This window comes from Winogradskyella sp. A2, assembly GCF_046762865.1.
Lineage (GTDB): Bacteria > Bacteroidota > Bacteroidia > Flavobacteriales > Flavobacteriaceae > Winogradskyella.
Map to the genome: position 1 here is coordinate 1 of NZ_JBKQXM010000005.1, position 16070 is coordinate 16070.

Annotated in this window: 17 protein-coding genes; 16 read left to right on the plus strand and 1 reads right to left on the minus strand. The window is 30.8% G+C overall.

What is annotated here, in order from left to right; all coding sequences use genetic code 11:
- Positions 1 to 103 precede the first annotated feature (103 nt).
- From ACFWV9_RS10640 to ACFWV9_RS10700, 13 genes are all read left to right on the plus strand, one after another.
- Positions 104 to 928: a DUF6090 family protein gene (locus ACFWV9_RS10640; protein ID WP_411895201.1), complete on the plus strand. Its 825-nt coding sequence runs from the start codon at positions 104 to 106 to the stop codon at positions 926 to 928.
- 173 nt (positions 929 to 1101) lie between these two features.
- Positions 1102 to 1860 (plus strand): DUF6090 family protein, encoded by a 759-nt coding sequence (locus tag ACFWV9_RS10645; protein WP_411895202.1) that lies wholly within the window; start codon positions 1102 to 1104, stop codon positions 1858 to 1860.
- Positions 1861 to 2020: 160 nt separating this feature from the next.
- Positions 2021 to 2485, plus strand: a complete 465-nt coding sequence (locus ACFWV9_RS10650; RefSeq protein WP_411895203.1) for a hypothetical protein — start codon at positions 2021 to 2023, stop codon at positions 2483 to 2485.
- 167 nt (positions 2486 to 2652) lie between these two features.
- Entirely contained in the window at positions 2653 to 3396 is a 744-nt protein-coding gene (locus ACFWV9_RS10655; protein WP_411895204.1) for a DUF6090 family protein, read from the plus strand.
- Between the two features lie 173 nt (positions 3397 to 3569).
- On the plus strand, positions 3570 to 4142 hold the full coding sequence (locus tag ACFWV9_RS10660; protein ID WP_411895205.1) for a cupin domain-containing protein: 573 nt from the start codon (positions 3570 to 3572) through the stop codon (positions 4140 to 4142).
- A gap of 152 nt (positions 4143 to 4294) precedes the next feature.
- A complete protein-coding gene (locus ACFWV9_RS10665; RefSeq protein ID WP_411895206.1) occupies positions 4295 to 4870 on the plus strand; it encodes a hypothetical protein in 576 nt (191 codons plus the stop codon).
- A gap of 148 nt (positions 4871 to 5018) precedes the next feature.
- A complete protein-coding gene (locus ACFWV9_RS10670) occupies positions 5019 to 5585 on the plus strand; it encodes a hypothetical protein (RefSeq protein ID WP_411895207.1) in 567 nt (188 codons plus the stop codon).
- Positions 5586 to 5981: 396 nt separating this feature from the next.
- Positions 5982 to 6512 carry a CPBP family intramembrane glutamic endopeptidase gene (locus ACFWV9_RS10675; RefSeq protein ID WP_411895208.1) on the plus strand — a complete coding sequence of 177 codons (531 nt, stop codon included), beginning with the start codon at positions 5982 to 5984 and terminating at the stop codon, positions 6510 to 6512.
- Between the two features lie 125 nt (positions 6513 to 6637).
- The gene (locus tag ACFWV9_RS10680) at positions 6638 to 7276 is read left to right on the plus strand and encodes a hypothetical protein (RefSeq protein WP_265244050.1); all 639 of its coding nucleotides are present in this window, start codon (positions 6638 to 6640) and stop codon (positions 7274 to 7276) included.
- A 227-nt stretch (positions 7277 to 7503) separates the two neighbouring features.
- A complete protein-coding gene (locus tag ACFWV9_RS10685; RefSeq protein ID WP_411895209.1) occupies positions 7504 to 8547 on the plus strand; it encodes a hypothetical protein in 1044 nt (347 codons plus the stop codon).
- Positions 8548 to 8556: 9 nt separating this feature from the next.
- The gene (locus ACFWV9_RS10690; RefSeq protein WP_411895210.1) at positions 8557 to 9309 is read left to right on the plus strand and encodes a DUF6090 family protein; all 753 of its coding nucleotides are present in this window, start codon (positions 8557 to 8559) and stop codon (positions 9307 to 9309) included.
- Between the two features lie 206 nt (positions 9310 to 9515).
- Complete coding sequence (locus tag ACFWV9_RS10695) at positions 9516 to 10607, plus strand: hypothetical protein (protein ID WP_411895211.1); 1092 nt, start codon at positions 9516 to 9518, stop codon at positions 10605 to 10607.
- A 263-nt stretch (positions 10608 to 10870) separates the two neighbouring features.
- A complete protein-coding gene (locus ACFWV9_RS10700) occupies positions 10871 to 11578 on the plus strand; it encodes a hypothetical protein (RefSeq protein ID WP_411895212.1) in 708 nt (235 codons plus the stop codon).
- 569 nt (positions 11579 to 12147) lie between these two features.
- On the opposite strand, the gene ACFWV9_RS10705 is transcribed toward ACFWV9_RS10700, so the two are convergent.
- Positions 12148 to 12654, minus strand: a complete 507-nt coding sequence (locus tag ACFWV9_RS10705) for a hypothetical protein (protein WP_411895213.1) — start codon at positions 12652 to 12654, stop codon at positions 12148 to 12150.
- Between the two features lie 232 nt (positions 12655 to 12886).
- Here ACFWV9_RS10705 and ACFWV9_RS10710 point away from each other — a divergent pair, with 232 nt between their 5' ends.
- The 3 genes from ACFWV9_RS10710 to ACFWV9_RS10720 all read left to right on the plus strand — a co-directional run bounded on the left by ACFWV9_RS10710 (position 12887) and on the right by ACFWV9_RS10720 (position 15893).
- On the plus strand, positions 12887 to 13996 hold the full coding sequence (locus ACFWV9_RS10710) for an alpha/beta hydrolase family protein (protein ID WP_411895214.1): 1110 nt from the start codon (positions 12887 to 12889) through the stop codon (positions 13994 to 13996).
- 161 nt (positions 13997 to 14157) lie between these two features.
- A complete protein-coding gene (locus ACFWV9_RS10715) occupies positions 14158 to 14934 on the plus strand; it encodes a DUF6090 family protein (RefSeq protein ID WP_411895215.1) in 777 nt (258 codons plus the stop codon).
- 227 nt (positions 14935 to 15161) lie between these two features.
- Positions 15162 to 15893 (plus strand): hypothetical protein, encoded by a 732-nt coding sequence (locus tag ACFWV9_RS10720; protein ID WP_411895216.1) that lies wholly within the window; start codon positions 15162 to 15164, stop codon positions 15891 to 15893.
- Positions 15894 to 16070: the final 177 nt, after the last annotated feature.

The window sequence follows — 16070 nt, forward strand, 5'->3', positions numbered from 1 at the left end:
TTTAATCGGCTGGATTTCTACGGTCGAAAATTCCACTGGAATTTTCAACGCAACGAAATCATAGCCGAGACCGTTGTGCTTCATTATAACCAACCGCTAACCAATGATAAAGTTCTTTAGAAAAATTAGACAAAAACTACTCTCTGAAAATAAATTCAGCAAGTATTTGATTTATGCAATTGGAGAAATCATTCTTGTCGTTATCGGAATTTTAATTGCATTGCAAGTTAACGAATGGAATAGTGATAGAAATAAAAGAAAATCAGAAAAGATATTATTAGTTCAACTTAAAAGTGATTTAGAAAAATCGAAAATTGAGTTAGGAGAAATAAAAGAGTATCATTTAGATAGAGCAAGAGCAAGTACTATAATACTTCAGTCCTTTTGGAAAACTGAAACCCCAAATGATTCCATTGTAAATTATTTCCAATTAGCTGGAAGCACCAAAATGTATAGTCCTATATTAGGTACAACAAAATCTCTTATAAGTTCAGGAAATATAGATTTGATTAGCTCATCCGAGTTTAAAAATGACATCGTATCTTATGTTGAAAAAGTAGAAAGTAAGCTGAAAGATATTAAAAGACACGAAGAAAGTTATTTTAGAAAAGGCGTTGAACTAATTGATGAAATAATGCCAAATACTGTTCAACCAAAAGAATATTATATAAAAAGGTTTGACGAAGCCACAAAAGAAGATTTGGATAGATGGGATGAGACTGGTTTATTTATAGTACCTAAAAACTTGGATATGGTTCCGTTTAAATCAGATTTAAAAAATATATTCCAAAACAAATTATTTTTTAGGGGCTATAAAAAGTTATACTTATATCAGTATAATGGTTATAGAATCTATGATGAAATACTTATACTCACAATTGAGTTATTGGATAAATTGAACAGCACTGAATTAGTGAAAACTGAGTAAAAAAATAAAATAACGAAAGCACAACAATGGCTATATGTAATTGCTTGTTCTCGCCTACTTTGGAAATTCCTGCGGAATTTCCAACTTGGTGTGTACTTGCAAAGTTAAGTGCTAACCCACGCAACTACTCATAGCCGAGACCGTTGTGCTTCATTATAACCAACCGCTAACCAATGATAAAATTCTTTAGAAAAATTAGACAAGATTTACTCTCAAAAGGAAAAACGGGAAAATATTTAAAATATGCTCTTGGAGAAATTGTTCTTGTAGTGATTGGTATTCTAATTGCGTTATCGATTAATAATTGGAATGAAGATAATAAACAACAATTTAAATCAGAAAATTTAAAAACTCGTCTGCAAAACCAGATTAATCAAAATATTCAACAGACAGAAAAGAAAGCAGGTGACATAAAAATACGGCTTGAGAAAATGACTAGCCTTATGTTAATGATTGGAGAGCCTTTAGAAACATTTGACTTTAAAGAGCTTGATGCAAAATTTAATATAATACTAACTGATTTTCATCTTGGTCTTGATTTGAATACACTGGCAGAGGCGCAAGACAATGGCGAAATTGCATCTATAAAGAACGATTCCTTAAGAGTTGCACTGTATAAACTTGCAACTATAAATGAAACGATAGAGCAACGCGAAACTATAGCAAATAACGACAATCTTAATTTTGTAGTACCTTATTATTACAGAAACTTAAATGGAAGGAATATTGCTTCCAATACCGATATTAGCCATAGAGAAAAAATCGGCAGTTCAAAATTGAAAAACCATAATTACAGTGATATACTTAACGATAGAGAATTTGAAAATCTTTTAGATTATAGAATCTATTATTCTCAAGAAATGCTGGAACGCTATGATTACTTAAAAGAATATTTAGAATATATAAAACTATTGTTGGAAAAATCAAAATAACGAAAGCACAACAACGTGTATAGCCAATTGCTCTTTCTGTGCGTATTCGGAAAATCCTAGCGGATTTTCCTATTGGTCCGGTTTTCTTTATTAACTTAGTTCTAGCCAACGCAACAAGCCATACACGAACACGTTGTGCACAAGTTGAAAAAAATCACGGATGAAAGCCCAAATTGAGAAATTTAAAGTAAACGGAAAAGTTTACGCTTGGACTTATAAAGACAATCAAAATAATTATCCTGGGTGGAATTTTACGTTGGATAAAACTGCAAGTGAAAGTCTGACCGAATTGATTGATTTGATGGATGAATGTGAATGGGCAAGTAAAAAGACTTTTGGATTAGAAATGCCAACCGATTTACAAATTGGCGTACCGAATAACCAAAACGGAATGGCGAGATGGAAAACAACATCCAAAATGACTTTTAACCACAGAAAAAATGAATCAGAAAATCATTGGTTGATTAAAAAATCTGATATCGGAATCGAAATACAGTTTGGAATTAAAAAGCTGACTGAATTACGGAACGCAATAAATGGAATACCAAAAGGGAAAGGTGATTTTGCTATCTCAAGTAATGATGACGAAAACATCCTCTATTTTTGGTGGAATTTGGAAAAATAAAAACCTGTGCACAACAACGGCTATAGTTCATTACGGCTGAAATTCCTAATCGGAATTTCAAGCCTTTTTGCTATATTTATGGTTACGGCGGAATGATACTCGCGTACCATTCCGTAACGAAACCATAGCCAAAACCGTTGTGGTTCATTATCAGAAACCGATAACCAATGATAAAATTCTTTAGAAAAATTAGGCAAAATCTACTTTCAGAGGGCAACACTGGAAAGTATCTCAAATATGCCATTGGAGAAATAGTTCTTGTCGTTATCGGAATTTTGATTGCACTTCAAATTAATAATTGGAATGAGGGAAATAAGGAAGACATTTCTGCTAAAGTTTTAGCCAAATCACTAATTCAAGATTTGACAAAAGATGTCGAATTCTTATCTGATGCAACAAATTTTAGTGCCTTTAAAATTAAGGAATGTGATGAGTTATTTGACATCTTAAAAACACCAATTACGGACTGGGATAAAGAAAGATTTTATGAAAAAGTAAATATTGTTGGTCAGTCTAATCCCTTTTTTCCAACTAATGGAACTTATCAGCAAATAATTACGACTGGCTCATTGAAATATTTCGACCAATCAATCTCAAATGAACTGAATGCCTACAATATGAACATTGAACAAGTTCGATATTGGAGTGAGGCGGAAGATAAAACGCTTTGGCTAATGGCTGATATTTTATGGAAAGGTATTAATGTACAAGCACTTGGCGAAATTAGATTTGATAATCAAACAAATAATCCGAGATACATAAGAATTAAAGATGAATCTATAGATGAGTTTTCAAACTACATTGCTGGAGTAAAAACATACCGATCTAAAACTCTAAATGAATATAAGGAACAATTAACTTTAGCACAAAAGATAATCTCTTTATTGAAATCGGAATATAATATTAATTAAATAACGAAACCACAACAATGGCTATAAGTAATTGCTGGTTCTCGCCTACTTCTGAAAACCCTCGCGGATTTTCAGTTTGGTATGTACTTGCAAAGTTAAGTGCTAACCCACGCAACTACTCATAGCCGAGACCGTTGGCAACAATATGGACTAACCAATCAAAACTCAATAATATGGAACGTAAAGATTTCTTAAAAAAGTCAGCAATCGGAATTGGAGCATTGTCTTTTATTCCTATGATAAATGCTTGTAAATCTGAATCAAAGAATGAGGTTAACAACAAACCTTTAAAATCCGGTATTACAGAATTACAAAAACCCAAAATTGTAAAAGAAAACGAGGGAAACAAATTGAATGTTTTGGGAGATAATCAAAATATCAAATTGACCGGTGCTGACACCAACGGACAGTGCACCTTAATTGAGCAGAATAATGAGCCAGGTGTCGGAATTCCACCTCATGTCCATGAAAATGAAGATGAGGTTTTTCAAGTATTGTCAGGAAAAGTTGAAATGAATGTTGGTAATCAAACCACCACATTACAGGAAGGTGACTTAATTTTCTGTCCAAAAGGAGTTCCACATTCATGGAAAGTTGTTGGAGAAGAAAAAGCCCGAGCTATGTTGAGTATTTTTCCTGCTGGTCTAGAGGGAATGTTTAAGGAATTAGCGGAATTACCTGCAGGACCACCTGACATGGAAAAGGTTAAAGCTATTTGCGGGAAGTATAATTTGAAGTTCGTTTAAATAAAATACAGTTGCCGACAATGTATAACCGCAATTACGGCGGATTCGTCTACGTCCGAATCCACTCAGTAATTTGAAATGTTATAAAATCAATAAAAATAGTAACTTAGAAAAACCGTAACTGACGGTTATACAGAAACGTTGCCTACAATTTGAAAAAGATTTCTCTCATACTGACATTTATTTTTGTTGCTGGATGCGGTTCTAGCAAATACAATGCTGACATTCTTTTTGAACAAAAACTCAAAGACTGCACTCAAAATAAATATGCTGAATTGGCTGATAAGTCATTACCAATTGACACTCTTCTTTTTAAAAAGGCAAATATTCATAACTTATTTGAAAACAAATTAATATTTGACGGTTATCTTAATGAAATTAGCATTAAGGGATATTCTGACCTTTTAAAAAGTGATATACCTAATGAGTTTTTCATTGAATTTGAAGACGAGTTAGGCTTTGACCCTAGTCTATTGTTTCCAATAAACTCATACATTTCGTGTTATGGTATTCTTTATGAAAGACTCAAGCTATTTAACGAAAAAAGTTGGCAGTTTAAATTTGGTTATGCTTATAATCAATATGAAGCATATGGTAAAATGAAATTAAAAAGTGAATACCTAAAAAATGCTTTGTATGAAATTCCCGAATCAAAATTTCAAGACATACTTTACAGAAAAGTGTTCCTTGACCTGATATATTCTGATTATGAAAATAAAAAACTGTAGGCAACAATGTATAACCGCAAATACGGCGGATTCGACTACGTCCGAATCCACTCGGAATTGCAAGCGTCAGTGATTAATCGAAAAGCAGTAAATTTAATACCGTAACTGACGGTTATACGAGACCGTTACAAGCAAGCTAAACCAAACAATGAGCGAAAGTATATTATTTGAGATTTTAAAGAAATCAAAAGAGAACAAAGAAATTATCGGAATTTGGAAATATAATGACGATGACGGATTTTGGGCTGGATATGTGAAAGATTATAATGAAGAATTAGTTACAATCCACCACTTTACTAAATATGGAAAGTCGGACGGAATAATTATTGAGCGAATCGAAAACATAAAAAGTGTTGACTTTGACGATGATTACGCAAAAGCAATGCAATGTCTGATTGACTATTCATCGGAACTTGATAAAGACGAAAAATTTGAGTTGGAATTAAACGATGACGAGGAATGGCAAACTGGAATATTAAAACAACTCGAAGGAACTGACCGAATTGCTCGCTTGGAAATTAATGGTTCTGATTATTTTTCTGGATTCATTACCAAACTATCTGAATCGGACTTGATTCTGCATTGCGTTGGAAAAATGGGAGAAGACGAAGGAACAGTAATTTACCGAATTGAAGATGTGACTGCTGTACGAGTTAATGACATTGAAAATAGGAAAAGAGTAATGCTGTTTAAATGGAGAAAAGCCAGCTTGTAACAATGTATAACCGCAATTACGGCGGATTCGACTACGTCCGAATCCACTCGGAATTGCGAGCGTCAGTACTTAATCGAAAAACAGTAATTTAAAACCCGTAACTGACGGTTATACGAGACCGTTGGCTTCAATGCTGAAAAAATAATTACGATGTCTATAAAAAATATAAATGTATCACCTTATTTGAGCATATTTGGAATAACCATATTATTTCTCTTCCTATCTGGTATACTCATGTTCTTAACATTTGATTTAGAAGAAAATTATATAAAACATAGTATCAAAATAATTTCAATCGGCTCATACATTGCGTTAACCTATTTTATCAGTAAATATTATTTTAATAAAATCAATTTAATTCCACCGAAGTTAATTGGAATAAACTTTTCTTTATTTATGGCTATACTAATTGGGATTTTCTTTGCCTTGATTATACAATTACCATATCGAATTTACGCCATAATCAGAACAGGGGATTTTGTATACATTTTTTTGGCTTTTAATATTGAGAATTTTATTAAGGCTCTAGGCGCTGGAATATTTGAGGAAATAACATTTAGAGGTACATTATTAAATTTCTTTAACCAAAAGAATAAAAAATATTTAGGGTTAATTATTTCTTCTCTGATTTTCGGCTTAATCCATATTGGAAATTCATTCATAGGTGTAGAAATATCATTTATATACGTTATTTATATTATCTTTTATGGTTTCTTATTTGGTCTAATTTATTTAAATCTTGGACTTATTGCTTCAATTTCAGCTCATGTTGTCGGTAACTTTCTTATTGGTGGATTTATAAAACCTAACATATCTGGTTTTTATTATAATGTAGCAATAATTGTAATTTTATGTGTTTGGTTGTTTTTTAGAGATAAAAGAAAACAAAGTAATAAAAGCACTAAAGCCAACAACGTGTATAATTAATTGCTTTGGTCGTTGCTTATTTGGAAAATTCCTTCGGAATTTTCTCGCGTTCGTTTTTGTTTACTAAATTAGTTGCTTAACCACGCAACTAACCATACACAAAACCGTTGTGCAAAATGTGGGAAATGAAAAAAATAAAGAACATACTATCTATAATTTTATTCTTTTTTGCTGGAGGAAGTATTATAACTATTGCTACCATTCTGATTAATACCTTTCAATCAAGTGAACTGAATGACTTATCAATAGGATTTGAAATTGGATTCTACATTTTTACGATTTCTATTGGTGCCCTTGGACTTATAAAATATTGGGATTCTGTAGAAGCAAAAAGGAATGAAACTAACTGGACTAAATATAAAATTCTCGATGAAAAGTATAATGATTTTGTTGTTTCAAATAATGAAATAATATCTTCTTTTGAATGGCAACATAAGTTTGACAAAATTGCTGAAGTTTGTCTAAAAGAAAAGAAATACAGGAAATCAATTGAAAAAGGAGAAAAGATTGATTTTAAAAATGAAGATATACAAGTTATTGAACAACTTGATAGATTTCTTGACTTTTTCGAAAACCTATACTACGCAGTTTCAAAAAAAATTCTTGATTACAGCGACCTTCAAATGTTTTTTCATTACCACATTATAACTCTTAATGAATATTATGAGGATAAAGAATATAAATCCTTTAGAAATTATGTTGACAACTATTACTTTAACATTGACAAATTCCTTTCAGAATATAAACAGACTATTGAAAAATAAACACTTTGCACAACACCGTGTATAAAACATAGCTAGTAAGTGCTAAACCAAAAGGATTGTGCTCATATGCAAAACCGCCAAATTTTTAAATTTGGCTTTTAGAATAGAAAAATTAAAAACAAAACATAAAAATTCGGCTCTGTGTTTATCCGAAAAACTAGCGTCTTTTTACACGCTACGTTTCATACACAAGACCGTTGTGCTTCATTATCAGAAACCGCTAACCAATGATAAAATTCTTTAGAAAAATTAGACAAAACTTGTTGATGGAAAACAAAACTGGGAAGTATTTCAAATATGCTTTCGGAGAAATAATCCTTGTTGTGATTGGAATTTTAATAGCGTTATCAATTAACAATTGGAATGAAGAAAATTTACAAACTGCAAATTTTGACAAAATACTAGATGGACTCGAAATCGAACTTATAGAAAATATCGAAGAAGCAAATTTTGAAATACCATTATACAGAAATTCTATATCAAAAATTAAAAACGCCCTTTTAAACAAAGTTACTAGAGACGATTTTATTAATGATGTTAATTTAAGAAATTTAATAAGCGATGATAAGTTTGATTTTAATTCCGATGATATTAAAGCCCTAATTCAAAATCAAGAGAATTTTCCAGAGAAATTTAAGGTTCTAATTCCAAGTCTAAAAAAATATCTCAAAATAGAAAGACGATATTATTTGGCTGAAAAAACCTATGCCGAACATGTGTCTAAATATTTGCAATACCTTATGGATAACCAATCTTGGTATGGTAAAAAAACATATTACGAAGTTGATACTTTGGCCTTAGAGCAGGAAGTTGATTTTTATCATAAAAATACTTTTTTTAAAAACTATTTAAATACTTATAACTCTACAATAAAAAATGTCTTAAGAGAAGGTACTAGTGTTAAAAGTGCAAGTCTTACCATTTTAGCAGAAATTAAAAGAATTAGAGAGAATTATATCGAGGAGGATATCATAAAACTATTTGCCAAATTCAAAATGATTCCGTTTTTAGAAAAAACATGTGACTATCCAGAAAACAAAAACAACTATGGAGATTTATTGCACTTACCATTTTTTAATACTACTAATAAGCCAGTTGTATTAAAATGGAGTAATTATAGTTCAAACAAAATAAAGTTAGCCCCAGGAGAGTTAGTTGTTAATTCAGCTAAAAATCGAATAAGAGAAAAAGATGTTGTACAAGTAATTTCCGATGGAGTTTGTATAAAAAAATACCAAGGATTTGAAGATGGTTTTATATTAATCGAATAAATTAGTACTATGATTAAGTTTTTTAGACGAATTAGACAAAACCTACTGATGGAAAATAAAACAGGAAAGTATTTTAAATATGCCATTGGAGAAATAGTTCTTGTAGTAATTGGAATTTTAATTGCCCTTTCAATTAATAATTGGAATGAAGAAGTTGGTAAAACAAAAATTGAAAAGGAAATTGTACAAGAGATTATATCTGATCTCAATGAAAGTAGAAACAAACTTATAGAACTGTCAAAAAACGATAGCGGAAAATTGCCTGAATATATAAGGTCAATGAAGTTGGTTGAAGATTATTTTATTGACCAACCAGTTTACAACGATTCTATGGCTATTCATTTTTCCCGAATCTTTTCGTTTTCAAATATTGAATACAAAATAACAGGTTACGAAACACTTAAGTCCATTGGTTTTAATATAATTAAAGATAGAGAAATAAGAAAGGATATAGGTATATACTTTACTCAAACCGTGCCTCAAACTTATAGACAGTTTGAATTGGTGGAAAAGGAACAATATGAATATTTAATTGAACATCAAAAAAAAGACTTTAATACAATATTTTTAGATAATTCTTCGGAAAGAAAAGTTCTTCAAATACCCATTGATTATAAAAATTTAAGACAAAATAGAGATTTTAGACAAGCTGTAAAAATGTATCGTTATATCACTGATTTATACTTTCAAAACACAATAGAATCTCTAAGTGAAACTAATAAACTGATTTCAAAGCTAGAAGAATATCTTAAAAACTATTAAAGAGATAAAATTTGCTTGTAAAATTCAATAAGGAAAAGAAAAATAACGAAAGCACAACACCGTATATAGTTTATTGCTAGTTCTAGCCTACTTACGAAAATCCTCGCAGATTTTCTATTCGGTTTTTATTTGCTAAATTACGTGTTAAACCAAGCAACAAACCATATACAAGACCGTTGTGCTTCATTATCAGAAACCGCTAACCAATGATAAAATTCTTTAGGAAAATTAGACAAAAACTACTCACTGAAAACAAATTCAGTAAATATTTGATTTATGCAATTGGAGAAATAATCCTTGTTGTTATTGGAATTTTGATTGCATTGCAACTCAACACCGCTAAAGAAAATAAGGAAAAAAGTGAATTGGGTTATAAATACTTAACCGAAATGAGAACTGAGGTTCAAAGTGATTTTTTTGAATTAGATGGTAGAATTAGAAGGTTAAATAGAAATATTAAAAATCACGAATCTGCTTTAAGAACTAACAATATAGACGCTTTACCTCTAGATAGTATTAATATGATAATTAACCCAATAAATCTAGATTTTGAAATTAGTGAATTGACTTTTAATAGAATGAAGAATTTGGGATTAACCTCATTATCTGAAAACGAAGATTTAAACTCACAGATAAGTGAATATTACAATTCTTCGGTTGTGAGTTTAAAATTAGGAATGGACTTTGTTTTTGAAGAACTAAAAAAGTACACAGACTTTTTTAAATATAATCAAGATGCAATTGATTATAGCTTTGACCATACTGTAGAGTTTGAATTTCCTGAACTCTACAATCAATCAAGGGAAGAGTTAATTAATGAAAAGAGATATAATAGTTTACAATTTATTAAATCCAATAGAGGGCGAATGATCATACTGAGTGACCTAGAAAGCAAACGATACTCACTAGCTATATTGAAATCATTCAAAACAATTACGCAAAATCTATTGGAATCTATTGTTGAACAATTAAAAAACAATAACTCACTTATTGAGCCCTTACCAGAGTTTCCATCTGATGCTGATTTTACAGAAATTACAGTAAAACCTGAAATTCTAGAAAAGTATATTGGCACGTACCAATCTGAAACTAGTACAGTTCTTACTGTTTTAGTAGAGGGTAACCAAATTTATATACAGGGAAAAAACAGAAAGGATGAAATTATTCCCTCTGGTGAGAATAAATTTTTCGTGAAGGATTATTTTTTATCAATAATGTACAATAAGAAAGAAAATGAAATAATAAGCTTTACTGTCAATAACGGAGGAAAAAAAATAGAATTTTTCAAAATTGAATAATAAATAACGAAAGCACAACATTGGTTATAATTCATTGGGGCTGAATTCATAGCTTGATAAAAAATACTATATTTAACTTTAAAACTAATCTGACTTGATTTCGATACACAGCTTGCCATCGCTCCGAAACACACGCACAGCCAAAAAACGGGCTGCGCTTCCCCTCGCTAACGCGAGATAATTACGCGCCAACGCTAAGCTGTCAATCCCCACCGAAATCATAACCAGAGACGTTGTGCTTCATTATGCCAAACCGCTAACCAATGATAAAATTCTTTAGAAAAATTAGACAAAAACTACTCTCTGAAAATAAGTTCAGCAAGTATTTGATTTATGCAATTGGAGAAATAGTTCTCGTGATAATTGGAATCCTTATTGCGTTAGGAATTAACGAAAATGTAAAAGACAAAAATAATTTAGAATTACGCGATTTATACATTATTCAGTTAAATGATGAAGTAAATCAAAATATAAAACAACTAAATAATTTAGAAAATGAAACTAGTGAATTAATTAAAGACGTGGATACTTTAATTCGATTATTAGTGAACAAAGAATATGATAACCCTAAATTGGCATCAAAATCCCAAATACTAATTATGGCTAATGATTTTCACCCGATAATGATAACTTATGAAAATCTGAAGTCTTCTGGTGACCTAAAACTATTTGATGATTTAAACGTACGTAACTCAATATCTGAATCATATGAAACATTTAATGAGATAAAAACTGTAGAGTTAATAGATAATAAAGGGGTAGAAATATATTATGAGAATTTTTTGATACCTAATGTAAGTTTTTGGGATATGAACACAAACCCAAAAAGTTATGCTAAAGAAACTTATTTTCAAAATATGGTTTTAGCGCGAAGTGTATCTCTGCGACAAAATAGAGATGCATATGAGAAATCAATCGAATCCTTAACGAAGCTAAAAACTACTTTCAACGAATTACATAATGATAATTAGAAAATAACGAAAGCACAACACCGTGTATAATTAATGGCTAATTCTCGCCTACTTACGAAAATCCTCGCGGATTTTCTATTCGGTTTTTATTTGCTAAATTAGGTGCTTAAACACGCCACTAATCATACACAAACACGATGAGAACACATTCGCCAAAGGCGAACTTTAATTACTACGTGCTTTCGCACTCTCGTCCTTAAAGTAAATGTGTTCTCATCACAAGGGTTAAACCAAATTACACAAATGACTTTACAATAAACAATCGCCTTTGACGGGCTTCGAGCCAAAACGTGCGCCATCGTCGGTTAAAAGTAATTTGGCCCTGGTCCTCGAATTCCCAATCTAATAAATTCTACAATTTACTCCTCGCTCCGCGAGGCTAATTGACGACCAATAATTAGAGATTATATGGAAGTCCGATTCTCTAATTATTGTTGGAGAATTTATTATCTTTTCATTCTCAAACCAGAACTACGTTTAACCCTTGTGTTGTGCAACATTTAAAAAAAATTATGAGCGATAAAGAAAAACCAAAAAAACCAAAGGAAACATCAAGACCAAATACGACTTCAACTTGGCAAACTTTCAATAAAAATGAAAAGAAAGATAAGACCGAAAAGAAGAAAAGAAACTAATAAAATAATGGCTGATTTTTTAAATCTATCAACCATTTTTGACATTTGTTCTCTATTTCTATTCATAGCATTATTATAGCTTTCAATTTGAGTAGCTAAATATTCTTTATCAAGTTCTTCATCTTTGAAACTGTCGAAATATGAATTAATCATATTTTCAGGTAATGCACCATTGAAACTGATTTTTTGTGGGAAAAGGTTCTTTCTTAAAAACAAAAGGCTAATAATGCTTCCAGCTAATAAAATAATATAATAAAATTCTAATTCTATTATTTTAATAAATGAATATGAAAAGATTGAAGTTATAAAAGCAAATAAAAGAAATGACTTATTTCTATTTTCAGATATTGAATTTAAAATGTGCGTTGCCATTTTATCAGCTTCTGAAAAGATTAACTCTAAAGAGAATTTCGTATGATTTTCTATTTTAATTTTTTCCATAATGTAAATTTAAATTAATAATCTTATTTAAAAAACGTTGCACAACAATGGCTATAATTCATTGCTACTACTCGCCTATTCCCAAAATTAGTTTAACTTTAAACGTCTGGATTTCTACGGTCGAAAATTCCGCTGGAATTTTCAACGCAACGAAATCATAGCCGAGACCGTTGTGTACAATTTTTGTCACATCAATATTTTTTTATCGTCTTTATGAATAAATGTATTTATCATGACACTAACCAATAAACGACCGATTTTATATTTTTTATTATTTATTTGTACTTTTTGCTTTGCACAAAACAAGATTATTGATTCTCTGACAATCCTAAAACCAACAGGGTCTTATTCTGTAGGTACTATGATTTATGAATGGACTGACGAATCCCGAATTCTCAATTTAACCAATCAGAAAAATGATAAACGGACTATTATTGCCCAAATTTGGTATCCTGCTGAAATTGATAAAAACTCCATAAAAGCAAAATATTCAGCATTATCAAATGATTATAAACATGTTATTTCTAATTCATATTTGCGACCTTCATTTAATTCATCAATCACTAATTCCAACGTAATACTAATTTCTCCCGGCAGAGGAACAGAACGTTACTTGTACACATCACTTACCGAAGAACTTGCAAGTCATGGATTCATTGTAGTTTCAGTCGATATGCCAGAAATTGGATATACAATTTATAAAGATGGCTTTGTTGTAAAACCTTCAAAAGAATATAAAACTCCTCAAGGTATGATGGGAGGTCCTTATGAAAAGGTCGACGCTTTCTTTGAAAAGCCAACTGAAATTGGATATCAAGACTTGCTTTTTACTCTCGCCAAATTAAATGAACTCAATCAAAATGATGTAAACCAGCGTTTTAAATCCAAAATGAATTTACAAGAAATTGGCATATTTGGTCATTCCTTAGGTGGTAGAATCGCGGGAAAATTTGCACATCAAGTAAATGCTGTAAAAGCATATATTTCCATGGAAGGAATTCCACCAAGAGAAGTGAGATATGAGGGCTTATTAAACATTCCAGTAGTCATGTTATGCAGTAGTGGGACATGGCCATATGCAAAAGAAAACTATTTCAGTTTGATCGATAATAGAAAAAATAGTGTTTATATGATTGAACTGCCTGAATTTGGCCATAATTCTGTTACAGACAATCCTTATATTTACCCTGAAAGTTTCAATTATTCTATAAATGCTTCGTTAGGATTGGAAATCACTCGGAAAATTGTTTTAAGTTATTTCAACGAAACGCTGAAAAAAAACACTACTTTTTCAAATATTCTAATTGATATAAAACAAATTAAGGTTTCTAAATATGATTAAAACAGTACACAACAACGTGTATAATTAATGCTTCATTCCTACTTCAATTTAAATCTATATCTTTAATCAACTGATTTGCAACTACTGAAAATCCTCCGGATTCTAAGTCGCACAAATCATACACGAACACGTTGTGCTTCATTATGACAAACCGCTAACCAATGATAAAATTCTTTAGAAAAATTAGACAAGATTTACTTTCAACAGGAAAAACTGGAAAGTATTTTAAATATGCTATTGGAGAGATTATACTTGTTGTTATTGGAATTTTGATAGCACTTCAGATTAATAATTGGAATGAAAACAGGAAATTAGAAAACAATAAACAAAAACTATTGCTTGCATTAAAACAAGAACTTCAAATAAATAAAGGAATATTAGAAAATTATTTAATTGGGCTTCATAAAAATAATTCTCAAGTAAATAAGCTTATCAATTATTCGGCTGGAGCTCAAGAATTAGAAATTGATAGTGTTAGAATCTATGCCTCTACTCTATCATACCCAATAAAACTATCCTTATTAAATTCGGTTTTCGAAGAGGCTGTTTCTGCTGGTAAATTTGAGATTTTAGGGGATAGTCTAAAAAGTACTCTTTCTTTTTTAAAGGATTTTACTCAATCTAGAAATAATATTAATGATAAAGGTGATAATCTTCATTTTAATAATAATGGAAATAACACCGATTTAATAATGATTCTAGATGTTTATAATTTGGATGGTGATGAAAGTAACAATTTACATCCATCACTAACAAAGCATCCAGATTTTGTAAAAAACGATGAGGATTTTATTAAATATATAAAATCTTCAGATACATATGCCAAAATAAGCAAAGTCCATTATTTTAATGTTTTAGATGAAGGTTGGATTAAAAATGGTCTATTATGGTTAACAACCGAAAACATTAGACGGATTGATAAAGAGCTAAGTAAATAGAGAAAAATTATGAAATTCTTCAAAAAAATAACGAAAGCACAACAATGGCTATAATTCATTGCTACAATATGGCAAAGCCCAAAATTAGTTTAACTTTAAACGGCTGGATTTCTACGGTCGAAAATTCCGCTGGAATTTTCAACGCAACGAAATCATACACAAACACGTTGTGCGTCATATAAAATAAAAACCGTTTAGAATACATTGTAAAATTAAAACCAACCAAAATGAAAGAACCTATCACAAAAAAATCGAAAGGAATTAAGTTCGATAAAGTTGGGTACTATGCAATAGGATTAATCGTTCTAGCATTTTTAGGTTTTTGGCCCACCTACTTTTCAAAATTCTTTGATGGCACAGCCAACTTCAATTCCTATTTTCATTTTCATTTTGCAATGGCATCAATGTGGATTGCGCTATTGATCTTGCAACCCATCCTTATAAAGAAAAAGAAATTCTCTATCCACAGGAAAATCGGAAAATTGAGTTTTATGATTTTACCCTTATTCTTCGTTTCAGTAATTTTATTGAAACATTCAAATCTAGGAGGTCAAGTGACCGAAGGATTAGGTGCAAGTTTGTGGCTACAATTAAAAGATTTAGTAATTATTGGCACCATGTTTACTATCGCAATAGTGAACAAACGTAATATGCAAATTCATGCTAGAGCCATGATTGCAACTGGGATTGTATTTATCGAGCCTACTTTAGGACGTTTTGTTATTCTTACCGTATTACCTGAGCCGGATTTTATGCTAGGACTAGGGATTACAGTTATCATAATGTATCTTTTAATTCTTTCCCTAATTTTCATCGAACGAAAACAAAAAAGCGGACGATGGGTATTCCCTTTACTTCTTGGACTATTTATGGTATTTCACTATCTCATATTCTTTCAAGTAAGTTTTCCATTATGGGATTCAATTGCAGAATGGTTTGTAAAATTACCTATAACATAATAAATGAAATTGCGATTTAAAAAATACGAACGCACAACACCGTGTATAATTAATTGCTAGGTCACTGCCGACTTACGAACATTCCTTCGGAATATTCTATCTGTGATTTATTTGCTAAATTAGGTGCTTAACCACGCAACTAACCATACACAACAACGTTGTGCGTAAGTTGAAAAA

Bases quoted from the DNA above. Each gene is read 5' to 3' on its own strand.
- ACFWV9_RS10645 (WP_411895202.1), top strand. From the start codon at position 1,102: ATGATAAAATTCTTTAGAAAAATTAGACAAGATTTACTCTCAAAAGGA.
- ACFWV9_RS10700 (WP_411895212.1), top strand. From the start codon at position 10,871: ATGATAAAATTCTTTAGAAAAATTAGACAAAAACTACTCTCTGAAAAT.
- ACFWV9_RS10675 (WP_411895208.1), top strand. From the start codon at position 5,982: ATGGCTATACTAATTGGGATTTTCTTTGCCTTGATTATACAATTACCA.
- ACFWV9_RS10690 (WP_411895210.1), top strand. From the start codon at position 8,557: ATGATTAAGTTTTTTAGACGAATTAGACAAAACCTACTGATGGAAAAT.
- ACFWV9_RS10720 (WP_411895216.1), top strand. From the start codon at position 15,162: ATGAAAGAACCTATCACAAAAAAATCGAAAGGAATTAAGTTCGATAAA.
- ACFWV9_RS10660 (WP_411895205.1), top strand. From the start codon at position 3,570: ATGGAACGTAAAGATTTCTTAAAAAAGTCAGCAATCGGAATTGGAGCA.
- ACFWV9_RS10650 (WP_411895203.1), top strand. From the start codon at position 2,021: ATGAAAGCCCAAATTGAGAAATTTAAAGTAAACGGAAAAGTTTACGCT.
- ACFWV9_RS10680 (WP_265244050.1), top strand. From the start codon at position 6,638: ATGAAAAAAATAAAGAACATACTATCTATAATTTTATTCTTTTTTGCT.
- ACFWV9_RS10695 (WP_411895211.1), top strand. From the start codon at position 9,516: ATGATAAAATTCTTTAGGAAAATTAGACAAAAACTACTCACTGAAAAC.
- ACFWV9_RS10715 (WP_411895215.1), top strand. From the start codon at position 14,158: ATGATAAAATTCTTTAGAAAAATTAGACAAGATTTACTTTCAACAGGA.
- ACFWV9_RS10655 (WP_411895204.1), top strand. From the start codon at position 2,653: ATGATAAAATTCTTTAGAAAAATTAGGCAAAATCTACTTTCAGAGGGC.
- ACFWV9_RS10685 (WP_411895209.1), top strand. From the start codon at position 7,504: ATGATAAAATTCTTTAGAAAAATTAGACAAAACTTGTTGATGGAAAAC.
- ACFWV9_RS10670 (WP_411895207.1), top strand. From the start codon at position 5,019: ATGAGCGAAAGTATATTATTTGAGATTTTAAAGAAATCAAAAGAGAAC.
- ACFWV9_RS10640 (WP_411895201.1), top strand. From the start codon at position 104: ATGATAAAGTTCTTTAGAAAAATTAGACAAAAACTACTCTCTGAAAAT.
- ACFWV9_RS10705 (WP_411895213.1), bottom strand. From the start codon at position 12,654: ATGGAAAAAATTAAAATAGAAAATCATACGAAATTCTCTTTAGAGTTA.
- ACFWV9_RS10710 (WP_411895214.1), top strand. From the start codon at position 12,887: ATGACACTAACCAATAAACGACCGATTTTATATTTTTTATTATTTATT.